This window comes from Geodermatophilus sp. SYSU D01106, assembly GCF_054049995.1.
In genome coordinates this window covers 206,865-229,185 of the sequence record NZ_JBJGYM010000003.1, presented here as the reverse complement: position 1 = coordinate 229,185, position 22,321 = coordinate 206,865, and the positions used below count along the sequence as shown (strand labels likewise).

The window sequence follows — 22,321 nt, the reverse complement described above, 5'->3', positions numbered from 1 at the left end:
GCTCAGCCGAGCTGCTCCGCCCGGCCGCGCACCGCAGCGAGGAAGGCGGCCAGGGCCGGGGGAGCGGGCTGGTCGCGGGTGAGCAGCACGAGCCGGCGCCGGACGGCGGCCCCGGCGACGTCGCGCACGGCCAGCGCCGGATCGCCCCCGGGCAGGGTGAGCGCGGGCAGCAGGGCGACGGCGCCGGCGCGGCGCACGAGCTCCAGCTGGACGTCGGCGTCGTCGGACCGGTGCCGCAGGTCCGGCTCGAACCCGCCCAGGGAGCGGCAGGCGCCGACGACCAGCGCCGTGTGCCCGGTCCCGGCGCCGGAGGTCGCCCAGGCGTCGTCGCGCAGGTCCGCCAGGGCGACCGGGCCTCCCGGGACGGCCGCGGGGTGGTCGGCGGGCAGGACGAGGTGCAGCGGCTCCTCGTGCAGCACGGCGAACCGCAGCCCCGCCGGCCGCGGGCGCGGGTGACCGTCGTACTCGTCGCTGACGACGACGTCGAGGCTGCCCGACCGCAGCTCCGGCAGCGCCTGCTCGAGCTCCAGCTCCGACACCTCGACCCGCACCCGCGGGTGCTCGCCGCGCATGCCGGCCACCGCGGGGACGAGCAGGCGGCGGGTGGCCGACTGCAGGCCGCCCGCCCGGACCGTGCCGCGGACCTCGCCGCCGAGCGCCGCGAGGTCCGCGCGCGCCGCCTCGGCCGCGGCGAGCAGGACCCCGGCGTGCCGGGCGAGCAGGCGCCCGGCGTCGGTGAGGCGCACGCCCCGGCCCGCCCTCTCCAGCAGCGGCGTCCCGGCCTCCCGCTCCAGGACCGCCAGCTGCTGCGAGATCGCCGACGGCGTGTAGCCGAGCGCGGCGGCCACGGCGCCGAGGGTGCCGCGCAGCTCCAGCTCCCGCAGCACGCGCAGCCGGCGGAGATCGAACTCGACCATGCAGGGACGCTAACCAGTGCGGTCCACGAACCGTCGCTGGAGCTGACGGGACGTGCGGGCGAGGCTGTCCGGCGTGGGTCTCGCACTGTGCCTGCTGTCGGCGGCCTGCTTCGGCGCGATGGGGGTCTTCGGCAAGCTCGCCTACGCCGCCGGGGTCGGGCCCGAGGCGCTCCTCGCGCTGCGGTTCCTCCTCGCCGCGCTGCTGCTGGCCGGCGTGCTCGCGCTGCGGCCCGGGCTGCGGTCGGGCGGCCCGGGGCCGCGGCGGCCGCTCGGCCGGCGGCTCCTGCTGACCGCCCTGGCGCTCGGCGCCGTCGGGTACGCCACCCAGGCCACCCTCTACTTCACGGCGCTGGAGCGGATCGACGCCTCGCTGGTGGCGCTCGTGCTCTACACCTATCCGGCGCTCGTCACGCTGGCCGCGGTGCTGCTCGGCCGCGACCGGCTGACCCCGGCGCGCGCCGCGGCGCTGCTGGTCGCGTCCGGCGGGACGCTGCTGGTCCTGCTCGGCGCGGGCGGCGTGCGGTTCGACGGCACGGGCGTGGCCCTCGCCTTCGGCGCCGCCGTCACCTACACCTGCTACATCCTCGTGGCCGACACGGTGGTGCACCGGCTGGCGCCGGTGGTGCTGTCCGCGCTGGTGATGGCCGGCGCCGCCGTGGCGCTCACCGGCCGGGCGATCGCCGGCGGCGGGCTGGACCTCGGCTTCGGGCCGGCCGGGTGGCTGTGGGTCGGCTGCATCGCCGTCGTGTCGACCGTCGTCGCGATGCTCGCCTTCTTCGCCGGCCTGCGCCGCACCGGCCCGTCGACCGCGGCCATCCTGTCCACCGCCGAGCCCCTCGTCACCGCGGCGCTGGCCGCCGTGACGCTGGGGGAGTCCCTGACGCCGGTCCAGCTCGCCGGCGGCCTGCTGGTGCTGACGTCCGTGGTGGTCGTGCAGCTGCGCCCGCGCCGCCGGACGGCCCTCCCGGCGGAGGCCCCGGCGGCCGCCGTGTCCTGACCGGTGGGTCAGCGTCCCTGTTGGCGCCGGGCGACGAGGACGAGCACGCCGAGCACCAGGGCCAGGGGCGCCCACGCCGGCAGCGCGAAACCGCCCAGCAGCAGCTGCGCGACGCCGAGGAGGAGCTGGAAGGCCAGCCAGAACCCGACCAGCAGGACGAGCCAGTAGAGCACCGGGCGCTCGGAGCGCAGGCGGTTGAGGTAGTCCATTTCCCCTCCTCGGGCGCGCGCCGGGGGCGGGCGCGTCGTCCGGAGAGCACAACGCCGGGCCGGGCGTCCCGCGTTCCTGGCCCGCCGCGGGTCCTCCTCCCGAGGGGGGCGACCCGGGGTCAGCCCCGCGACAGGCAGGCCCAGACGTGCTTGCGGCCGTCGTGGACGTCCCAGCCGCACGCGACCGACAGGTCGGCCACCAGGTTGAGGCCCATCCCGCCCTGCGCGGGGTCCCGCCCCGTCGCCGGCTCCGGCGCGCACTCGGGCGCGGCGTCGCTGACGGCGAGCAGCAGGTCGTCCGCCGAGGACGCGACGCTCACGCGCACGGGCGGGAGCCCGTGCCGCAGGCCGTTCGACGCCAGCTCGTCGAGGGTCAGGAGCAGCTCGTCGAGCAGGTCGGGGTCACTCGTCACGGCGGGCAGCCAGTCCCGCAGCCCGGCGCGCATGGTGCGCAGCTGTGCCGCGGAGGCGAGTTCGTAGTCGTAGCGGGATCCCGTGGTCTCGGGGCAGGGCCGTCGCGGCCAGGTGCGTGCGGTCATCGGCTCGTTCCGGTCGGCGTCGTCCGATACCGCTGTGCCCCGTCCCGGAGATCGGCAACCCCCGGTGCCGTCCGCTACCGGCGCGTCACGCCAGGGTGGCCGTGTCGATCACGAAGCGGTAGCGCACGTCGGAGGCCACCACCCGGTCGAAGGCCTCGTCCACGCGGTCCACGCCGATCGTCTCGACCTCCGCGGCGATGCCGTGCGCGGCGCAGAAGTCGAGCATCTCCTGGGTCTCGCGGATGCCGCCGATGTTCGACGCGGCGTAGGAGAGGCGACGCATGAGCAGCGAGGCGACGTCCAGCGACTGCGGGTGCTCGGGGATCCCGAGGTTGACCAGCGTGCCGTCCACGTCGAGCAGGGACAGGTACGCGTCGACGTCGACCGACGCGCTGACGGTGTTGAGGACGAGGTCGAACGAGCCCGCCAGGCGGGCGAAGGTGTCCGGGGCGCTCGTGGCGGCGTAGTGGCCCGCCCCCAGGCGCAGGCCGTCCTCCTGCTTCCGCAGGGACTGGGACAGCACCGTGACCTCGGCACCGAGCGCGGCGGCGACCTGGACGGCCACGTGCCCCAGCCCGCCCAGCCCGACGACGGCGACCCGGGTCCCCGGGCCCGCTCCCCAGTGGCGCAGCGGGGAGTAGACGGTGACGCCCGCGCACAGCAGCGGGGCGGCCACGTCGAGCGCCAGGCCGTCGGGGATGCGCAGGACGAAGTCCTCCGTGACGACGATGCCCTCGGCGTAGCCGCCCTGGGTGGGCCGCCCGTCCCGCCCGGTGCTCGAGTAGGTCTCGACGTAGCCCTCGGTGCAGAACTGCTCGTCCCCGCGCCGGCAGTAGCGGCACTCCCGGCAGGAGTCGACGAGACAGCCGACGCCGACGCGGTCGCCGACGCGGAACCGGCTCACCTCGGCGCCGACCTCGGCCACCACCCCGGCGATCTCGTGACCGAGGACGACCGGGTAGCGGGTGGCGCCCCACTCGCTGCGCGCGGTGTGGATGTCGGAGTGGCAGATGCCGACGTACCGGATGTCGATGCGCACGTCGCGGGGGCCGACGTCCCGCAGGTCGATCGTCGTCGGCGCCAGCGGATCGGTGGGCGACGTGGCGGCGTAGGCGCGGACGGTGGTGGGCACGGGTCCTCCAGGGGGCGGGACGAGGGCACCCGCGTGTCGCCGGACCCGATCGACCGCTACGGTAATCCCCATGCAGTCGGTCGGGATTGTGCGGTTGGCGCTCGTCGAGCGCCGGCACGTCGACCTGCTGCGGTGCGCGAGCGCGCTCTGTCGGGCCTGAGGACCGTCCCCCGTCCCGTCCAGCCGCATCCCCCGGAGTCCTCGCATGACCCTGCTCGCCGCAGCCCCGACCCAGCCCGCCGACGTCCACGGTGACGTCGCCGCCCTCGAGCTCGAGCGCCTCGAGCCCACCATCGGCGCCCGCGTCCACGGCCTCGACCTCGCCCGCGCCACCGACGAGCAGGTCCGGGCCGTCCGGGCCGCGCTCGCCGAGTACAAGGTGCTGTTCTTCGCCGGCCAGCACGACCTGCACCCCGACGGCCAGATCGCGCTGGGCCGCCGGCTCGGCGAGGTCACCGAGTCGCACCCCGTCGTCCCGGGCGTCGACCAGGAGCACCCCGAGATCTACGCGCTGGACAGCGCCACCGGCGGGTTCGCCGACATCTGGCACACCGACGTCACCTTCGTCCGCCGGCCCCCGCTCGGGTCGGTGCTGCGCGCCGTCGTCCTCCCGCCCACCGGTGGCGACACCCAGTGGGCCGACCTGGAGCTCGCCTACCGCTCCCTGTCCGAGCCGGTGCAGCGGCTGGCCGACCAGCTCGTCGCGGTGCACGACGGCACCCGCGAGTTCGGCTACTACATCGCCCAGCGCGAGGAGCGCACGAAGTGGGAGGGCGAGGAGTACCGCGCCCTCGTCCCGGTCGCCCACCCGGTCGTCCGCGTGCACCCCGAGACGGGCCGCAAGGGGCTGTTCGTCAACCCGGGCTTCGTGTCGCACATCGAGGGCGTGTCCGACGCCGAGAGCCGGTACCTCCTCGACCTCTTCTACGCGCACATCACCAAGCCGGAGCACGTCGTGCGGCACCGCTGGTCGGTCGGCGACGTCGTGATGTGGGACAACCGCTCGACGGTGCACTACGCCAACCGCGACTACGGCGACCAGCGCCGTGTCATGCACCGCATCACGCTGCGCGGCGACGCCCCGGTCGGTCCCTCCGCCGGGTGACGGCGGGACACCTCCGCCCAGCACGACCGCCGCACGAGGCGCAGGCTCTTCTCCGAGAGGGGCCTGCGCCTCGTCGCGCGCGCCTCCCTCCGCCGCGGCCTCCCGGGCCCGACGACCTCCAGGAAGAGACCCCATGCAGCGCACGACCCTCCGGCCCCGCGCTTCCGCGGTGGCCCTCACCGCCGTCCTGGCCGCCGCCGTCGCCGGCTGCACGAGCGAGCAGCCCGACTCGGGCGCCGGTTCCGGCAGCGGCGACGGGATCACCGTCCAGACCGCGCAGTTCAGCTGGACCGCGGCCGGCCTGACCACCGGCATCCTCGGCGAGATCGCCGCCGACAACCCCGACCTCGGGGTCGCCTCGCTCGCCACCACCCAGCTCGACCCGGCCGCCGCCTGGGCGGGCGCCCAGCGCGGTGACATCGACCTGCTCACCGAGGTCGCCCTGCCCAACCAGCAGGAGCTCGCCGACTCCGCCGCCGACCGCGTCGAGATCGTGTCGGAGACCTACGGGGACGCCTCGCAGGGCTGGTTCGTCCCCGCGTACGCGCTGGAGCCGGGCGGCCCGCTCGAGGGGCTGACCAGCGTCACGCAGCTCGACGAGTACGCCGACCAGCTCGGGAACAAGTTCTACGACGCCGACCCCGGCTACATCACCACCGAGCAGAACGCCAAGCGCCTCGAGGGCTACGGCATCGGGCTCGAGCACGTGGTGTCCAGCGAGGCCGCCGAGCTCGCGCAGCTGGCGAACAGCTACAGCCGCGAGGAGCCGATCGTGCTGTACCTGTACCACCCGCACGCGGTCTTCGCGCAGTACGACATGGTGCAGCTCGAGGAGCCCACGCCCTACAGCGACGGGTGCCTGACCACCGGCGACGGCGCCTGCGCGATGCCCTCCTACAGCGCCAACATCGCCGCCAGCGACGAGCTGCGCGAGCAGGCGCCGGCGTTCGTCGACCTGCTGACGGACTTCCGCATCTCCGTCGAGGAGATGGAGGAGATGCAGAAGCGGGTCGACGTCGACGGCGAGGACGTGGCCGCGGTGGCGCGCGAGTGGGTGGACGCGAACGCCGACCAGATCGACGAGTGGATCGGCTGACGTGACGGCCCCGGTGCTGCGGGTCACGGGCCTGACGAAGGTCTTCGGCGCGCGGGAGCAGGAGGCGCTGCGGCTGGCCGGCGAGGGGCTCGGGCGCGACGAGATCCTGCGCCGGACCGGCGCGACGCTCGCCGTGCACGACGTCGGCTTCGCCGTCGAGCGCGGTGAGCTGTTCGTCGTGATGGGCCTGTCGGGCTCGGGCAAGTCGACGCTGGTGCGGCTGCTCAACCGGCTGATCGAGCCGAGCGCCGGCACCGTCGAGGTCGAGGGCCGCGACCTGCGCGCGCTCGACGACGCCGAGCTCCGGACGGTGCGCAACGAGAAGATCAGCATGGTCTTCCAGCACTTCGCGCTGCTGCCGCACCGGACGGTCCGGGAGAACGCCGCCTACGCGCTCAAGGTCCGCGGGGCGCCCGCGGCCGTGCAGCGCGAGCGCGCGGACTGGGCGCTGGAGACCGTCGGCCTCATCGACCGCGCCGGTGCCCGGCCCGAGGAGCTCTCCGGTGGCATGCGGCAGCGGGTCGGGCTGGCCCGGGCGCTGGCGGCCGATTCGGAGGTGCTGCTCATGGACGAGCCGTTCTCCGCCCTCGACCCGCTGATCCGCCGGGACATGCAGGACCTGCTCGAGCGGCTGCAGTCGGAGCTGGCCAAGACGATCGTGTTCATCACGCACGACCTCAACGAGGCCATGCGGCTCGGTGACCGGATCCTGATGCTCAAGGACGGCCGCACCGTCCAGCTGGGCACCGGTCCGGAGATCATCTCCGCGCCCGCGGACGACTACGTCGCCGACTTCACCTCCGACGTCGACCGGACCCGGGTGCTGACCGCCGGCGACCTGCTGCGCGAGCCGCGGATGACCGCCCGGCTCGGCGACCCGCCGGGGGAGGTGCTGCGACGGCTGGGCGCCGCGGAGGCCAACGGCGTCTACGTCCTCGACGGCGACCGGCGGGTGGCCGGCGTCGCCCGGGACGACCTGCTGGCCCGCGCCGTGCAGGAGGGCCGCGACGCGCTCGGCCCCCGCGAGCTCGTCCCCGACTACGCGACGATCGGCGCCGACCGGCCCGTCGTGGACTTCGTGCACCTGGTCGGGCGGCACACGGTGCCCCTCGGCGTCCTCGACGACGACGGCCGGCTGCTCGGCGTCGTCCCGCGGGCCGCGGTGCTCGATGCCCTGTCGGCCGTCCCGGCCCGGGGGAGGCGGTCCTGATGCCGCACGTCCCGCTCGGCCGGTGGGTGTCGGACCTTATCGACTGGCTGCTGGCCACGGTGCCGTGGCTCTTCGACGCCGTCTCGGCGGTCATGTCGGCGCTCGTCGAGGGCCTGACCGACCTGCTGGTCACCCCGCCGCCGGTGGTCTGGATCGTCGTCTTCGCCGTCGTCGCGCTGCTCCTGCGCGGACCCTGGCTGGCGCTCTACACCGTGCTGGCGTTCCTCCTGGTCGTGTCGCTCGAGCTGTGGGCCGAGACGATGCAGACCCTGGCGCTGGTCCTCGTCGCGGCGGTCATCGCGGCGGCGATCGGGGTCCCGCTGGGCATCCTCGCGGCCCGCAACCGTGCGGTGAGCGTCGTCGTCCGGCCGGTCCTGGACTTCATGCAGACGACGCCGGTCTTCGTCTACCTGATCCCCGCCGTCTTCTTCTTCGGCGTCGGGGTGGTGCCGGGCGTGGTGGCCACGATCCTGTTCGCCATCCCACCCGGGGTCCGGCTGACCGAGCTCGGCATCCGGCAGGTCGACCGCGAGGTCGTCGAGGCCGCGCGGGCGTTCGGCGCCCGGCCGGGGCAGGTGCTGCGCGAGGTGCAGCTGCCGCTGGCCCTGCCGTCGATCATGGCGGGCGTCAACCAGGTGATCATGCTGGCGCTGTCGATGGTGGTCACCGCGGGCCTGCTCGGGGCCGCGGGGCTCGGCGCGGTGGTGGTGCGGGCGGTGACCCAGCTCGACGTCGCCGCCGGCTTCGAGGGCGGCCTCGCCGTCGTGCTGCTGGCGATCTTCCTCGACCGGCTGACCGGGGCGTTCGGGCAGCGGGCCGCGCTGTCGCGCTTCCGCGCGGCGCGGGCGCAGCGCAGCCTGCGCGACCGGGAGCCGGCGGCGCAGGCGCCCGTCACGGGGGCCGCTCCGGCGGCCTCCCCGGCGCTGGAGACGGCGCCGGACCGCTGACGCGGTCGCCGCGGAGACCCGGAACCGAGAACGGCCCGGACGGAGGACCGTCCGGGCCGTTCTCGCGTGGGTGCCCCCGGCAGGATTCGAACCTGCGCACCCGCCTCCGGAGGGCGGTGCTCTATCCCCTGAGCTACGGGGGCCCGGGCAGGAGAGAAGTTACCAGCCGCCCCCGCCCGTCCCGACGGCGGGCGTCAGGGCGCCGGCAGCGGCGTCCCGCCCCGCGCGGTGAGCATCCCGACCATCGTCGTCACCTCGGCGGTCTGCGTCTCGGCGATCGACCGGGCGAGCGTGCGCACCGCCGCCTCCGAGGCGTTCTCCGCCGCGTACTGCGCCATGTCGAACCCGCCCTGGTGGTGGCGGGTCATCAGCCGCAGGAACTGCACGTCGAACTCCGTGCCGGTCAGCGTGCGCAGCTCGGCGAGCTCGGTCTCGGTGGCCATGCCGGGCATGAGCGCGCCGTCGGTGTCCGACGACATCCCGGACATGTCGTGGCCGGCGTGCCCGTCGCCCATCCAGGCCATGTGGTCGCCGCCGGAGCGGGGGAGGCCCCACAGCGCCAGCCAGCCCTCCATCTGCCCGGCCTGGTTGGTCTGCGTGCTGGAGATGTCGAAGGCGAGCTGCCGCACCTCGGGGTCGGCGCTGCGGTCGAGCGCGAGGTTGGCCATCTCCACGCCCTGCCGGTGGTGCACCGCCATGTCGCGGGAGAAGCCGGCGTCGACCGACTCCGCCGCGGGCGTCCCGCTCGCGCCGATGCCGAGACCGACCGCCAGCCCGCCGCCGAGCGCCACCAGCGCGACGGCGATGACGGCGAGCAGCGCCGCCCGCAGGCCGCGCCCGCGGGGGCCCGGCGCCGGAGCCGGCGCGTCCTGCTCGGGACGGGTGGCGGTGGCGGTCATCGCGGCCTCACTCCGTGGTGCTCTCGGTGGTGCTCTCGGCGCCCATGGTCGGCGTGGTCGGCGCGTCGCTCGGCCCGACCGGGGTGCTCGCGTCGCCGGCGACCAGCGGGCTGGCGGCGAAGTCGGGGTTCTCGCAGCTCGCGCCGATCTCGGGGTAGTGGCCCTCGACGTCGCCGTTGAAGGTCAGGAAGTCGGCGAACTGCTCGATGCGCGGGTCGTCGGCGGAGTCCACCTTCAGCTGGTGGTTCCACGACTGCAGGCTCACCGCGGCGTCCAGGCCCTCGTAGGGCGACATCAGCCGGCCGGAGATCCCGTCGACGAGCCCCGACAGCCGCTCGACGTCCTCGTCGGAGACCTCGTCGGGGTTGTACGCGATCCAGACGGCGCCGTGCTCGAGGGAGTGGACGGCGTTCTCGTGCCGGACGTCGACGTCGTAGACGGTGCCCGTGCAGTCGGCCCAGTTGCCGTCGTGCGGGCCGCCCACCGGCGGCGACTGGTCGTACTCGACCGGGGTGGTCACGTGCTCCTGGCCCGCGGCGTAGTCGAAGCTCTCGATGCCGGCGATCTCGTCGATCGCGTCGATCCGCTCGGCGTCGGCCTGGCGCACCTGCACCACCGCGTAGGTGATCGCCGCGGCGGCGAAGACCACGACGGCGACGGCGGCGGCGATCAGGCCCCACGGCCGCTGCTGGGTGACCACCTGCGTCGGCGGGCGGGTGCGGCCCCGGCCGGACGGGCGTGCGCCGGCGCCGCCCTTCGTGGTGGAGACCGGCCGCGCGCCGGAGCCGCCCCTGCCCGTCGCGCCGCCGGAGCGACCCGCCCCGCCTCCGCTGCGGCCGGCGTCGGGCTTGCGGTCCTTGGCCACGTGCTCTCCTCGTCCTCGTCTCGCTGGCGGCGCCCCGAGTGGTGCGCGCGTGCGCGGTGGCCCACGATGGGGGCCCGTCCGCGCGGGGCAGCGCGGCTGCGCCGCCGCTCCCGCCCGCGAGCATAGGTCGGTCGCCTGTGCGTGCCCGGGCACCGCAGGTGTGACGGAAGTCGGGTCGCGGCCGCTGACTACGATGTCGCGGTGACACCCGAGCAGTTGCGCGACCTCGTCCGGGCCGTCGTCGCGGCGGTGGTCGAGCGCGGCACGCTCGCCGTCGCCGTCCCCGACGACGTCCTCGTCGAGCGTCCCAAGAACCCCGAGCACGGCGACTACGCGACCAACGTCGCCCTCCGCCTGGCCAAGCCCGCCGGCATGCCGCCGCGCGCGGTGGCCGACCTGCTCGCCGCGGAGCTGCGCGAGCAGCCCGGCGTCGCCCGGGTCGACGTCGCCGGCCCCGGCTTCCTCAACGTCACCCTCGCCCAGGGCGCCCTCGGGCAGATCGCCGTCCAGGCGGTCACCGCCGGCGAGGCCTACGGCCGCACCACCCCGCTGGCCGGGCAGACGCTCAACCTCGAGTTCGTCTCGGCCAACCCGACCGGCCCGGTGCACATCGGCGGCAGCCGGTGGGCCGCGGTCGGCGACGCGATCGGGCGGCTGCTCGAGGCCAGCGGCGCCGTGGTGACCCGCGAGTACTACATCAACGACGCCGGCGCGCAGATCGACCGCTTCGCGCGCAGCCTGCAGGCCGCTGCGCAGGGCCGGCCGGTGCCCGAGGACGGCTACGGCGGCTCCTACATCGGCGACATCGCCGCGTCGGTGGTCACCGCAGTCCCCGACGTCTTCGACCGCGACGACGACGCCCAGCGGCAGGCGTTCCGCGACACCGGCGTCGCGCTGATGCTCGACGAGATCCGCCGGTCGATGGAGGGCTTCGGCGTCGACTTCGACGTCTGGTTCTCCGAGAAGTCGCTGTACGAGACCGGCGCGGTGGACAAGGCGCTGGCCCGGCTGCGCGAGCAGGGGCACGTCTACGAGTCCGACGGCGCGGTGTGGCTGCGCACCACGACGTTCGGCGACGACAAGGACCGGGTGCTGGTCAAGGCCGACGGCGAGACGACCTACTTCGCCTCCGACTGCGCCTACTACCTCGACAAGCGGTCCCGGGGCTTCGACCGGGTCGTGATCATGCTCGGCGCCGACCACTCCGGCTACGTGGGCCGGTACAAGGCGCTGGTGGCCGCCACCGGCGACGACCCCGACACCCACCTCGAGATCCTCATCGGCCAGCTGGTCAACCTGCTGCGCGACGGCGAGCCGGTCCGGATGAGCAAGCGGGCGGGCACGATCGTGCTGCTCTCCGACCTCACCGACGCGATCGGCGTCGACGCCGCCCGGTACGCCCTCGCCCGGGCGTCGGTGGACCAGATGATCGACATCGACGTCGAGCTGTGGAGCCGGAAGACCAACGACAACCCGGTCTTCTACGTCCAGTACGCGCACGCCCGGATCGCCTCGGTGCTGCGCAACGCCGCCGACCTCGGGCTCGCCCTGGGGGGGCCCGGCGACGTCGACCCGGCGCTGCTGGCCCACGAGCGGGAGAACGACCTGCTCCGGGCCATCGCCGAGTTCCCGCGGGTGGTGGCCGCGGCCGCCGAGCTGCGGGCGCCGCACCGGGTGGCCCGCTACCTCGAGGAGCTGGCCGGCACCTACCACCGCTTCTACGACGCCTGCCGGGTGCTGCCGCGCGGCGACGAGGAGGCCGGCCCGCTCACCACCGCCCGGCTGTGGCTGTGCTCGGCCACCGCGGTGGTGCTGCGCAACGGCCTGGGCCTGCTCGGCGTCTCCGCGCCGGAGCGGATGTGAGGGCGCACCCGGCGGGGCCGCTGCACGGCGCCTTCGCCCCGCCGCCGTCGGCCGGGATGCCCCCGGCCGACCTCGGCGCGCTCGACCCGCAGGTGTGGCCGCGCTCGGCCCGCCGGGTCGACGGCGAGCTGCACCTCGGCGGGCGGGCGGTCACCGACCTCGCCCGCGCCCACGGCACCCCGCTGTTCGTGCTCGACGAGGACGACTTCCGCGGCCGCGCCGCCGACTTCGCCACCGCCTTCGCCGGCGCCGACGTGCACTACGCGTCCAAGGCGTTCCTCTGCGGCCAGGTGGCCCGCTGGATCGCCGACGACGGCCTGCACCTCGACGCCTGCAGCGGCAACGAGCTCGCCGTCGCCCTGGCCGCCGGCTTCCCCGCGGAGCGGATCGCGCTGCACGGCAACAACAAGTCGCTGGTGGAGCTGCAGCTCGCCGTCGACGCCGGCATCGGCCACGTCGTCCTCGACTCCTTCGACGAGATCGACCGGCTGGTGCCCATGGCCGCGGCGCGGGTGGCCGCCGGCGGCGCCCCGGTGCCGGTGCTGGTGCGCACCACGGTCGGCATCGAGGCGCACACCCACGAGTTCATCGCCACCGCGCACGAGGACCAGAAGTTCGGCTTCTCGCTGGCCACCGGCGACGCGCTGACCGCCGCCGTCCGGGTCATCCGCGAGCCCGCGCTGCACCTGTCGGGCCTGCACAGCCACATCGGCTCGCAGATCTTCGACACGGCCGGCTTCGAGGCCGCCGCGCACCGCGTCGTCGGCCTGATGGGCCAGGTGCACCAGGCCACCGGCGAGGTGCTGGAGGAGCTCAACCTCGGCGGCGGCTTCGGCATCGCCTACCTCTCCGACGACGACCCGGTGACCCCCGGCGACGTCGCCCGGCGGCTGCGCGCGGTCATCGCGATGGAGTGCGCCGCGCTGGACCTGCCGGTGCCGCGGCTGGCCGTCGAGCCCGGCCGCGCGATCGCGGGGCCCGGCACGGTCACCCTGTACGAGATCGGCACGATCAAGCCGGTCCGGCTGGGCAGCGGCGGGCAGGGCGCCCCGCAGGTGCGCAACTACGTGTCGGTCGACGGCGGGATGAGCGACAACATCCGCACCGCCCTCTACGACGCGAGCTACACCTGCGTGCTGGCCAACCGCACCTCCGACGCCCCGCCGGCGCTGTGCCGCGTCGTCGGCAAGCACTGCGAGAGCGGCGACGTGCTGGTCCGCGACCTGTGGCTGCCGTCCGACGTGCAGCCCGGCGACCTGCTCGCCGTCGCCGCCACCGGCGCCTACTGCTGGTCGATGGCCAGCAACTACAACTACCTGCTCAAGCCGCCGGTGGTCGCCGTGCGGGAGGGCGCCGCCACCGAGATCGTCCGGCGTCAGACACTGTCCGACGTGTTCGCCCTCGACGCCGTCCTCGCCGGCCGGCCCGCGCCGTCCCCGGCGGTCGACCAGCCCGCGCCCGAGCACCCGGTGGGAGCCCGCTCGTGACCGGACCGCTGAAGGTCGCCCTGCTCGGCTGCGGCACCGTCGGCAGCGCCGTCCTGCGGCTCGTCGACGAGCAGGCCGCCGACCTCGCCGCCCGCGTCGGCCGCGCCGTGGAGGTCGTCGGCGTCGCCGTCCGCCGGCCCGACCGGCACCCCGAGGTGCCTGCCGGCCTGCTCACCACCGACGCGCACGGCCTGGTCACCCGCGACGACGTCGACCTCGTCGTCGAGGTGATCGGCGGCATCGAGCCCGCGCGCTCGCTGATCCTCGCCGCGATCGAGGCGGGCAAGTCGGTGGTCTCCGCGAACAAGGCGCTGCTGGCCGAGGACGGCGTCGCGCTGCACGCCGCGGCGGCCAAGGCCGGCGTCGACCTGTACTACGAGGCCTCGGTCGCCGGGGCGATCCCGCTGCTGCGCCCGCTGCGCGAGTCGCTGGCCGGCGACCAGATCCGCCGGGTCGTGGGCATCGTCAACGGCACGACGAACTACATCCTGTCCCGGATGGCCGAGACCGGCGCCGGGTTCAGCGAGGCGCTCGCCGAGGCCACCGAGCTCGGCTACGCCGAGGCCGACCCGACCGCCGACGTCGACGGGTTCGACGCCGCCGCGAAGGCCGCGATCCTCGCGTCGCTGGCGTTCCACACCGCCGTCACGGCCGCCGACGTGCACCGCGAGGGCATCTCGTCGGTCACCGCCACCGACGTCGCCCGCGCCGCCGAGATCGGCTGCACGGTGAAGCTGCTGGCCATCTGCGAGCGGGTGGCGGGCCGCCCCGACGACGCCGAGGGCGACACCGTCGCCGTCCGCGTGCACCCGGCGATGATCCCGACGTCGCACCCGCTGGCCGCCGTCGGCGGGGCGTTCAACGCCGTCTTCGTCGAGGCCGAGGCCGCCGGGCAGCTGATGTTCTACGGCCAGGGCGCGGGCGGCGAGCCGACCGCCAGCGCCGTCCTCGGCGACCTCGTCGCCGTCGCCCGCAACCGGGTCGCCGGTGCCGCGGGCGCCGGCCCCAGCGCCTACGCCGAGCTGCCGGCCCGGCCGATCGCCGAGACGCCGACGCGGTACCACGTCAGCCTCGACGTCGCCGACGTGCCCGGCGTGCTGGCGACCGTGGCCACCGAGTTCGCCCGGCACGAGGTGAGCATCGCGACCGTCCGCCAGGACGGGCACGGCGACGCCGCCACGCTGGTCATCGTCACGCACAGCGCCCCCGACGCCGCCCTCTCGGCGACGATCGCGGCGCTGCGGGAGGTGCCCGCGGTCCGCGGGGTCACGAGCGTGCTGAGGGTGGAGGGTCTGTCATGACGGGGACGCTGCGCGGTGCGGTCTCGCCCTTCTGGCCGGGGCTGATCGAGGCCTACCGGTCGCGGCTGCCGGTCACCGACACGACGCCGGTCGTCACCCTGCAGGAGGGCGCCACCCCGCTGGTGCGCGCCGTGGAGCTCTCGGAGCGCACCGGCTGCGAGGTGTTCCTCAAGGTCGAGGGCGCCAACCCGACCGGCTCCTTCAAGGACCGCGGCATGACCATGGCCATCACCAAGGCCAAGGAGGAGGGCGCGCAGGCGGTCATCTGCGCCTCCACCGGCAACACCAGCGCGAGCGCCGCGGCCTACGCCGCGCGCGCCGGCATGGTCTGCGCCGTCCTCGTGCCGCAGGGCAAGATCGCGCTCGGCAAGCTCGCCCAGGCTCTGGTGCACGGCGCCAAGCTGCTGCAGGTCGACGGCAACTTCGACGACTGCCTGGCGCTGGCCAGCAAGCTCGCGATCGACTACCCGGTCAGCCTGGTCAACAGCGTCAACCAGTACCGCATCGAGGGGCAGAAGACCGCCTCCTTCGAGGTCGTCGACGTCCTGGGCGACGCCCCCGACGTGCACTGCCTGCCGGTCGGCAACGCCGGCAACATCACCGCCTACTGGCAGGGCTACCGCGAGTACGCCGACGACGGCCCGGCCACGCGGCGCCCGCGCATGTGGGGCTTCCAGGCCGCCGGCGCCGCTCCGATCGTCACCGGGCAGGTGGTCGAGCAGCCGAGCACCATCGCGACGGCGATCCGCATCGGCAACCCGGCGTCGTGGACCAAGGCGCTGGCCGCCCGCGACGAGTCCGGCGGGCGCATCGACTCCGTCACCGACCGCGAGATCCTCGCCGCCTACCGGCTGCTGGCCCGCCGCGAGGCCGTCTTCGTCGAGCCGGCGTCGGCCGCGTCGGTCGCGGGCCTGCTGAAGGCCGCCGCGGCCGGGGAGCTCGAGCCCGGCCAGCGCGTGGTCTGCACGGTCACCGGCAACGGCCTCAAGGACCCGGAGTGGGCGATCTCCGGCGCGCCCGCGCCGGTCACCGTGCCGGTCGACGCCGCCGCGGCCGCAGCGCAGCTCGGTCTGTGAGCTCCGCCGTCCGGGTCCGGGTCCCCGCCACCAGCGCGAACCTCGGCCCCGCGTTCGACTGCGCGGGGCTGGCGCTCACGCTGCACGACGTCGTCGAGTTCGCCGTCACCGACGGCGGGCTGACCGTCGAGGTGTCCGGCGTCGGCGCGGGGGAGCTGCCCACCGACGAGCGCCACCTCGTGGTGCGCGCGTTCCGCGCCGCCTGCGAGGAGCTCGGCTGGACGCCGGCGGGCCTGGCGGTCCGCGCGGAGAACGCCATCCCGCAGGGGCGGGGGATGGGCTCGTCGGCCGCCGCCGTCGTGGCCGGCGTCGTCGGCGCGTGGGCGCTGTGCCCGCACGTCGAGGCCGTCGACACCGGCGCGGTGCTGCGGCTGGTCGACCGGATCGAGGGGCACCCGGACAACGTCGCGGCCTGCCTGCTCGGCGGGGCCACGCTGTCGTGGTCGACGGACGACGGCGCGCAGGCCGAGCAGCTGCCGGTCAGCGACGAGGTGCTGCCGGTGGTCCTCGTGCCGGAGGGGACGCTGTCGACGCACCTCGCCCGCACGCTGCTGCCGGCCTCGGTGCCGCACGACGACGCCGCGTTCAACGCCGCCCGCGCCGCGCTGCTCGTGCACGCGCTGACCAGCGAGCCCGGCCTGCTCCTCGAGGCGACCGGCGACCGGCTGCACCAGCGGCAGCGGGCGGCGGCGATGCCGGACACGCTCGCGCTCGTCGACCGGCTGCGGGCCGCCGGCCACGCGGCCGTGGTCTCGGGCGCCGGCCCGAGCGTCCTGGTGCTGACCCGCCGCCACCCGGACGACGCGGTGGGCGACCCGGCGTCGGCCCGCCGGGTTCGTGAGGTGAGTTCCCTCACCCCGGACGGGTGGCGCGCGTACCCCCTGCAGGTGGACCACGGCGGCGCCCGCGTGTCCCGTGTGACGCCTGGGGTATCGTTGGCATAACGAGGAACACTCCGCTGGCCAGCGGTGTTGTCCCGTCTGTGGGGCGAGTCTAGTCTTCTCGGCGTAGCCGCCTCTCGGGCGAGCCTCGCGCGGAACGTTGCCGACGACCCTTCCTGTCGACGCAGATCCCCGCTCCGCACCCACTCGATCCGCCGCTCTGCCCTGCCCTCAACCGGTCGGCAGGGGCGGCGCCGGGTCACCTCCTGTGCCGGTAGGCGCAGGTCACCGCAGGGAAGGACCTGTACGTGAGCGAAACCACCGACCTCGCCACCGCCGACGCCCCCGCGGGCGCGACGGGCGAGGCGCCTGCCGCGGGCCGGTCCCGCCGCCGTGGCAGCGGGCTCGCCGGGATGCTGCTCCCGGAGCTCCAGCGACTCGCGTCCGAGCTGGGCATCTCCGGCGTCGGCCGCATGCGCAAGGGCGACCTCGTCGCCGCCATCTCCGCCCGCCAGGTGGGCAACGGCACCCCGACGCCCAGCGCGCCGGCCGACGCCGCGCCGGCCGACGCCGCGCCCGCCGGCATCGCGCCCGCCGCCACCGCGCAGGTCGAGACCGCGCCCGCCGTGAGCGCGCCCGCCGGGGACGCCCCGCGGGGCATCGCCGCGACCGCCGCGCCGGTCGAGGCCCCCGTGAGCGGTGGCGCCAACGGCGGCCCGCTGACCGCCCCGGCCGCGAGCGCCCCCGCCGAGGCCGCGCCGGCCGAGACCACGCCGGCCGAGACCACGCCGCGCCGCCGCCGTGCGGCCAGCCGCCCCGCCGGCGCGCCGGCCGGGACCGCCGGGCCCACCGCCGGGACCCCCGTCGTCGTCGAGGCCCCCGCCGAGGCGCCGGTCGCCGAGGCCCCGGCCCCCGCGTCCGACACCGCGCCGCCCGCCGAGCGCACCGAGGACGAGCGCGCCGACGGCGACCGCCCGTCCCGCCGCGACCGCAATCGGCGCGACGGCCGCGACCGGGACGGCGAGCGCGCCCTCCGCGACGGCGACCGCGCCCCGCGGGACCGCGACGGCGAGCGTGCCGAGCGCACCGGCCGCGACGGCGACCGCCCGCAGCGCGACGGCGACCGCCAGCGGGACGGCCGTGACGCCGAGCGCGCCCAGCGCGACGGCGGCCGTGACACCCAGCGCGACGGCCGCGGCGCCGAGCGCGGTGAGCGCGCCGCCCGCCCGGACGGCCGCGCCGACCGCGACGGCCGTGACGGTCGCACCGACCGTGCCGAGCGGGACGGCCGTGCCGACCGCACGGACGCCCGTCCCGACACCCGGGGCGACAGCCGCAACGACAGCCGCAACGACGAGGACGACGACGACTTCGAGGGCGGCCGCGGCCGCCGCGGGCGCCGCTACCGCGACCGCAACCGCCGCAACGGGCGCGACCGCTTCGACCAGCCGAGCGAGCCCACCGTCAGCGACGACGACGTCCTGCTGCCGGTCGCCGGCATCCTCGACGTCCTCGACAACTACGCGTTCGTCCGGACCTCGGGCTACCTGACCGGCCCGAACGACGTGTACGTCTCGCTGTCGCAGGTGCGCCGCTACGGCCTGCGCCGCGGTGACGCCATCACCGGCGCCGTCCGCCAGCCCCGCGAGGGCGAGCGCAAGGACAAGTACAACGCGCTCGTGCGGCTCGACACCGTCAACGGCCTCGACCCCGAGCAGGCGCGCAACCGCCCCGAGTTCACCAAGCTCACGCCGCTGTACCCGCAGGAGCGGCTGCGCCTGGAGACCGACCCGCACCAGCTGACCACCCGGGTCATCGACCTGGTCATGCCGATCGGCAAGGGGCAGCGCGCCCTCATCGTCTCGCCGCCCAAGGCGGGCAAGACGATGGTGCTGCAGGCGATCGCCAACGCGATCACCACGAACAACCCCGAGTGCCACCTCATGGTCGTCCTCGTCGACGAGCGGCCCGAGGAGGTCACCGACATGCAGCGGTCGGTGAAGGGCGAGGTCATCGCCTCGACCTTCGACCGCCCGCCGTCGGACCACACCACGGTGGCGGAGCTGTCCATCGAGCGGGCCAAGCGCCTGGTCGAGATGGGCCACGACGTCGTCGTCCTGCTGGACTCGATCACCCGCCTGGGCCGCGCCTACAACCTGGCCGCGCCCGCCAGCGGGCGGATCCTGTCCGGTGGTGTCGACTCCACGGCGCTCTACCCGCCCAAGCGCTTCCTCGGCGCCGCCCGCAACATCGAGAACGGCGGCTCGCTGACCATCATCGCCTCCGCGCTGGTCGAGACCGGCTCGACGATGGACACGGTCATCTTCGAGGAGTTCAAGGGCACCGGTAACGCGGAGATCAAGCTCGACCGCCGGCTGGCGGACAAGCGGGTCTTCCCGGCCGTCGACGTCAACGCGTCGGGCACGCGCAAGGAGGAGATCCTCATGTCGCCCGACGAGCTGGCCATCGTCATCAAGCTGCGCCGGGTGCTCGCCGCGCTCGAGCCGCAGCAGGCGCTGGAGCTGCTGCTCGACAAGCTGCGCAAGACGCGCAACAACATCGAGTTCCTCATGCAGATCCAGAAGACGACGCTGGGCCCGGAGAGGGACTAGCCACCACCGCTGCAGCAGGGCCCGGCCGTCTGGGACACTGGACGGCCGAGCCCCGCTGCGCGCCCGGAATGACCGGCCGGCCGCCGGCGTTCAGCCAGACAGCACCGACGTCCCCGGAAGAGGCAGCATCATGAAGCCCGGCATCCACCCCGACTACCACACCACCACGGTGACCTGTGGTTGCGGGAACACCTTCACCACCCGCAGCACCGCCCCCGGCGGCACGCTCACCGTGGAGACCTGCTCCGCGTGCCACCCGTTCTACACGGGCAAGCAGCGGATCCTCGACACCGGCGGCCGCGTGGCCCGCTTCGAGAAGCGCTTCGGCAAGCGCGGCGCGAACGCCGAGAAGTAGCACCCCCGACGGCGCCCGTCCCACCTCGCGTGGGACGGGCGCCGTCGTCGTGTCCGCACCCCGTACGGCCCGTCCGAGAGGTACCCGATGAGCAGCACCCCCGACGCCGCTCCCGACCGGCTGCGCGGGCTGCTCGACGAGCACGCCGCGCTCGAGTCCGAGCTCGCCGACCCGGCCGTGCACGCCGACGCCGGCCGTGCCCGCCGCCTGGGCCGCCGGTACGCGCAGCTCGCGCCGGTCGTGGAGACCGCCCGGTCGCTCGACGCCGCCCGCGACGACCTTTCCGCCGCCCGCGAGCTGGCCGCCGAGGACCCGTCCTTCCGGGACGAGGTCACCGAGTTGGAGCACAGCGTCGACGAGCTCTCGGACCGGCTGCGCGAGCAGCTGCTGCCGAAGGACCCCGACGACGACAAGGACGTCATCCTCGAGATCAAGGCGGGGGAGGGCGGCGCGGAGTCGGCGCTGTTCGCCGGCGACCTGCTGCGCATGTACCTGCGCTACGCCGAGCGCCGCGGCTGGGCCACCGAGGTCCTCGACGGCGTCCCCGCCGAGCTGGGTGGCTACAAGGACGTCTCGATCGCGGTGAAGTCCCGCACCGACGAGGGCATCTGGTCGCGGCTGAAGTTCGAGGGCGGCGTCCACCGGGTGCAGCGCGTGCCGGTCACCGAGTCGCAGGGCCGCATCCACACCTCCGCCGTCGGCGTGCTCGTGCTGCCCGAGGCCGAGGAGGTCGACGTCACCGTCGACCCGAACGACCTGCGCATCGACGTCTTCCGCTCGTCGGGCCCCGGCGGGCAGAGCGTGAACACCACCGACTCCGCCGTGCGCATCACCCACCTGCCCACCGGCATCGTGGTGAGCTCGCAGAACGAGAAGAGCCAGCTGCAGAACCGGGAGTCGGCGCTGCGCGTGCTGCGCTCGCGGCTGCTGGCCGCCGCCCGCGAGGAGGCCGCGGCCACCGCCAGCGACCAGCGGCGCAGCCAGGTGCGCACCGTCGACCGCAGCGAGCGGGTGCGCACCTACAACTTCCCGGAGAGCCGCATCTCCGACCACCGGGTCGGCTTCAAGGCGCACAACCTCGACGCCGTCCTCGACGGCGAGCTCGACCCGGTCATCGACGCGCTCACCCGCGCGCACACCGCCGAGCTGCTGGCGGCCGGGTCCTAGAACCCATGTCCCCGAGTCCCCGCACGCTGCTCACCGACGCCGCCCGGCGGCTCGCCGACGCCGGGGTCGCGTCCCCGCGGGTCGACGCCGAGCTGCTGCTCGCGCACGTCCTCGGCCGGTCCCGCGCCGCGCTGCTCACCCTCGACGGCGTCGACGACGACGCGGCCGCCCGCTTCTCCGCGCTGCTCGACCAGCGCGCCGGCCGCGTCCCGCTGCAGCACCTCACCGGCCGGGCGCCGTTCCGCCACCTCGAGCTCGCCGTCGGGCCGGGGGTGTTCGTGCCCCGGCCGGAGACCGAGCAGCTCGTCGAGTGGGCGCTGGCCCGGCTGGCCGGCGTCGCCGAGCCGGTCGTCGTCGACCTGGGCAGCGGCTCGGGCGCCATCGCGCTGTCCATCGCGCACGAGCACCCCGGCGCGCGCGTCACCGCCGTCGAGCGCGACCCGCAGGCGATCGAGTGGACCCGGCACAACGCCGCCCTGCGCGCCGCGGCGGGGGACGCCCCCGTCACCGTGCTCGCCGGCGACATGACCGACCCCGGCCTGCTGCGCGACCTCGACGGCGCCGTCGACCTCGTCGTCTCCAACCCGCCCTACGTGCCCGACGGCGCGCGCGTGCCCCGCGAGGTCGCCGACCACGACCCGCCGCTGGCGCTGTGGGGCGGCCCCGACGGCCTCGACGTCGTCCGCGGGCTGCTGCGCACCGCGGCCCGGCTGCTGCCGGCCGGCGGCGGGCTGGGCATCGAGCACGCCGACGCCCAGGGCGACTCGCTCCCGGCGCTGGTCCGCGGCAGCGGCGACTTCGGCGACGTCGCCGACCACCCCGACCTCGCCGGCCGCCCGCGCTTCACCACCGCCGTCCGCCGCTGACGGTCAGGGGCACCAGCGGGTGACCGCGCCCGGCTCGCCGTGCGGGCGCACGTCGCGGTCCCGGCGCACGACCGAGACGCCGTCGAGCCCGGCGGCGCAGGCCGCGGCGAACGGCCCGTCGGCGTACTCGACCGCCAGCACGACCTCGTAGGTGGCGGCGTAGGCCCCGCACTCGCCGTACGCCGCGCACTCCTCGGCGACGGCGAAGTCGAACCCCAGGTCGGTCCCGGCCAGCTCGGCGGCGTTCTTCTGCGCCGCGGCGAGCCCCGCGTCGTGCGCCCGCGCGGTCAGAGCCCGGGCGACCGCCTCGGCGTCGGAGCGGGTGAGCACGCCCGCCGACCGCATCCAGCTGTCCAGGTTGTCGAGCTCGACGGCGTCGAAGCCGTCCGCCGCGCACCCCGCCACCCAGCCCCCGACGAGGTCCACCACGCGGTCCCGCGCGCCGTCCGCCGACACGTCGAGCAGGAACTCGCCTGGCCAGTCGGGGTCCTCGACGGGGGCGCCGTCGGGGGTCCGCAGCAGCAGGTCCGGCGGCACCCCGTCCCCGCCCGGCTGGGTCTGGAAGGCGTTGACGTAGCAGACCGAGTAGACGCCATCCGCCGGCGCCGCGGTCCGGTCGCGGACGACGATCCCCACGCCCGCGGCCGGCTCCGACGCCCCGCCGAGTTGGTAGTCCCAGCGGACGCCCGCCGGCGGCCCGGCCGGCGTCGGGGGTGCCGCGGTCGCGCAGCCGGCCGTCAGCAGCGCCCCGACCAGCGACGCCGCCGCCTCCCTGCGCACGGCGCGGACGGTACGTG

General features: G+C 75.5%; 22 protein-coding genes and 1 tRNA gene. 15 read left to right on the top strand and 8 right to left on the bottom strand.

The window, feature by feature from the left end:
- Window positions 1–2 precede the first annotated feature (2 nt).
- Window positions 3–917 (bottom strand): LysR family transcriptional regulator, encoded by a 915-nt coding sequence (locus ACI78R_RS04955; protein ID WP_457039849.1) that lies wholly within the window; start codon window positions 915–917, stop codon window positions 3–5.
- A gap of 73 nt (window positions 918–990) precedes the next feature.
- Between ACI78R_RS04955 and ACI78R_RS04950 the strand changes: the two genes are divergently transcribed.
- A complete protein-coding gene (locus ACI78R_RS04950; protein WP_457039848.1) occupies window positions 991–1,914 on the top strand; it encodes an EamA family transporter in 924 nt (307 codons plus the stop codon).
- An 8-nt stretch (window positions 1,915–1,922) separates the two neighbouring features.
- Here ACI78R_RS04950 and ACI78R_RS04945 read toward each other — a convergent pair whose 3' ends face one another.
- The 3 genes from ACI78R_RS04945 to ACI78R_RS04935 all read right to left on the bottom strand — a co-directional run bounded on the left by ACI78R_RS04945 (window position 1,923) and on the right by ACI78R_RS04935 (window position 3,794).
- Window positions 1,923–2,123, bottom strand: a complete 201-nt coding sequence (locus ACI78R_RS04945) for a hypothetical protein (protein WP_073421677.1) — start codon at window positions 2,121–2,123, stop codon at window positions 1,923–1,925.
- Between the two features lie 119 nt (window positions 2,124–2,242).
- Window positions 2,243–2,662 (bottom strand): ATP-binding protein, encoded by a 420-nt coding sequence (locus tag ACI78R_RS04940; RefSeq protein ID WP_073421678.1) that lies wholly within the window; start codon window positions 2,660–2,662, stop codon window positions 2,243–2,245.
- Window positions 2,663–2,747: 85 nt separating this feature from the next.
- Window positions 2,748–3,794, bottom strand: a complete 1,047-nt coding sequence (locus ACI78R_RS04935) for an NAD(P)-dependent alcohol dehydrogenase (protein ID WP_073421679.1) — start codon at window positions 3,792–3,794, stop codon at window positions 2,748–2,750.
- A gap of 70 nt (window positions 3,795–3,864) precedes the next feature.
- On the opposite strand from ACI78R_RS04935, the gene ACI78R_RS04930 reads away from it, so the two are divergent.
- The 5 genes from ACI78R_RS04930 to ACI78R_RS04910 all read left to right on the top strand — a co-directional run bounded on the left by ACI78R_RS04930 (window position 3,865) and on the right by ACI78R_RS04910 (window position 8,152).
- The gene (locus ACI78R_RS04930) at window positions 3,865–3,954 is read left to right on the top strand and encodes a putative leader peptide (protein ID WP_425432424.1); all 90 of its coding nucleotides are present in this window, start codon (window positions 3,865–3,867) and stop codon (window positions 3,952–3,954) included.
- Between the two features lie 45 nt (window positions 3,955–3,999).
- On the top strand, window positions 4,000–4,899 hold the full coding sequence (locus ACI78R_RS04925; protein WP_457039847.1) for a TauD/TfdA dioxygenase family protein: 900 nt from the start codon (window positions 4,000–4,002) through the stop codon (window positions 4,897–4,899).
- 133 nt (window positions 4,900–5,032) lie between these two features.
- Window positions 5,033–5,995: a glycine betaine ABC transporter substrate-binding protein gene (locus tag ACI78R_RS04920; RefSeq protein WP_336027600.1), complete on the top strand. Its 963-nt coding sequence runs from the start codon at window positions 5,033–5,035 to the stop codon at window positions 5,993–5,995.
- 1 nt (window position 5,996) lies between these two features.
- Window positions 5,997–7,205 carry a quaternary amine ABC transporter ATP-binding protein gene (locus tag ACI78R_RS04915; protein WP_457039846.1) on the top strand — a complete coding sequence of 403 codons (1,209 nt, stop codon included), beginning with the start codon at window positions 5,997–5,999 and terminating at the stop codon, window positions 7,203–7,205.
- A complete protein-coding gene (locus tag ACI78R_RS04910) occupies window positions 7,205–8,152 on the top strand; it encodes an ABC transporter permease (RefSeq protein WP_073421682.1) in 948 nt (315 codons plus the stop codon). The genes ACI78R_RS04915 and ACI78R_RS04910 overlap by 1 nt, the downstream gene beginning before the upstream one ends.
- 71 nt (window positions 8,153–8,223) lie before the next feature.
- Here ACI78R_RS04910 and ACI78R_RS04905 read toward each other — a convergent pair.
- The 3 genes from ACI78R_RS04905 to ACI78R_RS04895 form a co-directional block, all read right to left on the bottom strand.
- Window positions 8,224–8,295: transfer RNA gene (locus ACI78R_RS04905), tRNA-Arg, on the bottom strand.
- Window positions 8,296–8,346: 51 nt separating this feature from the next.
- Window positions 8,347–9,051 (bottom strand): DUF305 domain-containing protein, encoded by a 705-nt coding sequence (locus ACI78R_RS04900; protein ID WP_457039845.1) that lies wholly within the window; start codon window positions 9,049–9,051, stop codon window positions 8,347–8,349.
- Window positions 9,052–9,058: 7 nt separating this feature from the next.
- Window positions 9,059–9,916, bottom strand: a complete 858-nt coding sequence (locus ACI78R_RS04895) for a DUF3105 domain-containing protein (protein WP_457039844.1) — start codon at window positions 9,914–9,916, stop codon at window positions 9,059–9,061.
- 201 nt (window positions 9,917–10,117) lie between these two features.
- On the opposite strand from ACI78R_RS04895, the gene argS reads away from it, so the two are divergent.
- From argS to prmC, 9 genes are all read left to right on the top strand, one after another.
- Window positions 10,118–11,779, top strand: a complete 1,662-nt coding sequence (gene argS, locus ACI78R_RS04890) for an arginine--tRNA ligase (protein ID WP_457039843.1) — start codon at window positions 10,118–10,120, stop codon at window positions 11,777–11,779.
- Window positions 11,776–13,266, top strand: coding sequence for a diaminopimelate decarboxylase (gene lysA, locus ACI78R_RS04885; RefSeq protein ID WP_457039842.1), 1,491 nt, complete (start codon window positions 11,776–11,778; stop codon window positions 13,264–13,266). The genes argS and lysA overlap by 4 nt, the downstream gene beginning before the upstream one ends.
- On the top strand, window positions 13,263–14,567 hold the full coding sequence (locus tag ACI78R_RS04880) for a homoserine dehydrogenase (protein ID WP_457039841.1): 1,305 nt from the start codon (window positions 13,263–13,265) through the stop codon (window positions 14,565–14,567). Before lysA ends, ACI78R_RS04880 begins: the two co-directional genes overlap by 4 nt.
- Complete coding sequence (gene thrC / locus ACI78R_RS04875) at window positions 14,564–15,643, top strand: threonine synthase (RefSeq protein ID WP_073421694.1); 1,080 nt, start codon at window positions 14,564–14,566, stop codon at window positions 15,641–15,643. The genes ACI78R_RS04880 and thrC overlap by 4 nt, the downstream gene beginning before the upstream one ends.
- On the top strand, window positions 15,640–16,587 hold the full coding sequence (gene thrB, locus ACI78R_RS04870) for a homoserine kinase (protein WP_457039840.1): 948 nt from the start codon (window positions 15,640–15,642) through the stop codon (window positions 16,585–16,587). Before thrC ends, thrB begins: the two co-directional genes overlap by 4 nt.
- Before the next feature lie 245 nt (window positions 16,588–16,832).
- The gene (rho, locus tag ACI78R_RS04865) at window positions 16,833–19,136 is read left to right on the top strand and encodes a transcription termination factor Rho (protein ID WP_457039839.1); all 2,304 of its coding nucleotides are present in this window, start codon (window positions 16,833–16,835) and stop codon (window positions 19,134–19,136) included.
- A 130-nt stretch (window positions 19,137–19,266) separates the two neighbouring features.
- Entirely contained in the window at window positions 19,267–19,491 is a 225-nt protein-coding gene (gene rpmE, locus ACI78R_RS04860; RefSeq protein WP_073421697.1) for a 50S ribosomal protein L31, read from the top strand.
- A gap of 87 nt (window positions 19,492–19,578) precedes the next feature.
- Complete coding sequence (gene prfA / locus ACI78R_RS04855; RefSeq protein ID WP_457039838.1) at window positions 19,579–20,658, top strand: peptide chain release factor 1; 1,080 nt, start codon at window positions 19,579–19,581, stop codon at window positions 20,656–20,658.
- A 5-nt stretch (window positions 20,659–20,663) separates the two neighbouring features.
- Window positions 20,664–21,524 carry a peptide chain release factor N(5)-glutamine methyltransferase gene (prmC, locus tag ACI78R_RS04850; RefSeq protein ID WP_457039837.1) on the top strand — a complete coding sequence of 287 codons (861 nt, stop codon included), beginning with the start codon at window positions 20,664–20,666 and terminating at the stop codon, window positions 21,522–21,524.
- 3 nt (window positions 21,525–21,527) lie between these two features.
- Here the strand turns inward: prmC and ACI78R_RS04845 are convergent, their stop codons facing one another.
- On the bottom strand, window positions 21,528–22,304 hold the full coding sequence (locus tag ACI78R_RS04845) for an endo alpha-1,4 polygalactosaminidase (RefSeq protein ID WP_457039836.1): 777 nt from the start codon (window positions 22,302–22,304) through the stop codon (window positions 21,528–21,530).
- Between the last annotated feature and the right edge of the window lie 17 nt (window positions 22,305–22,321).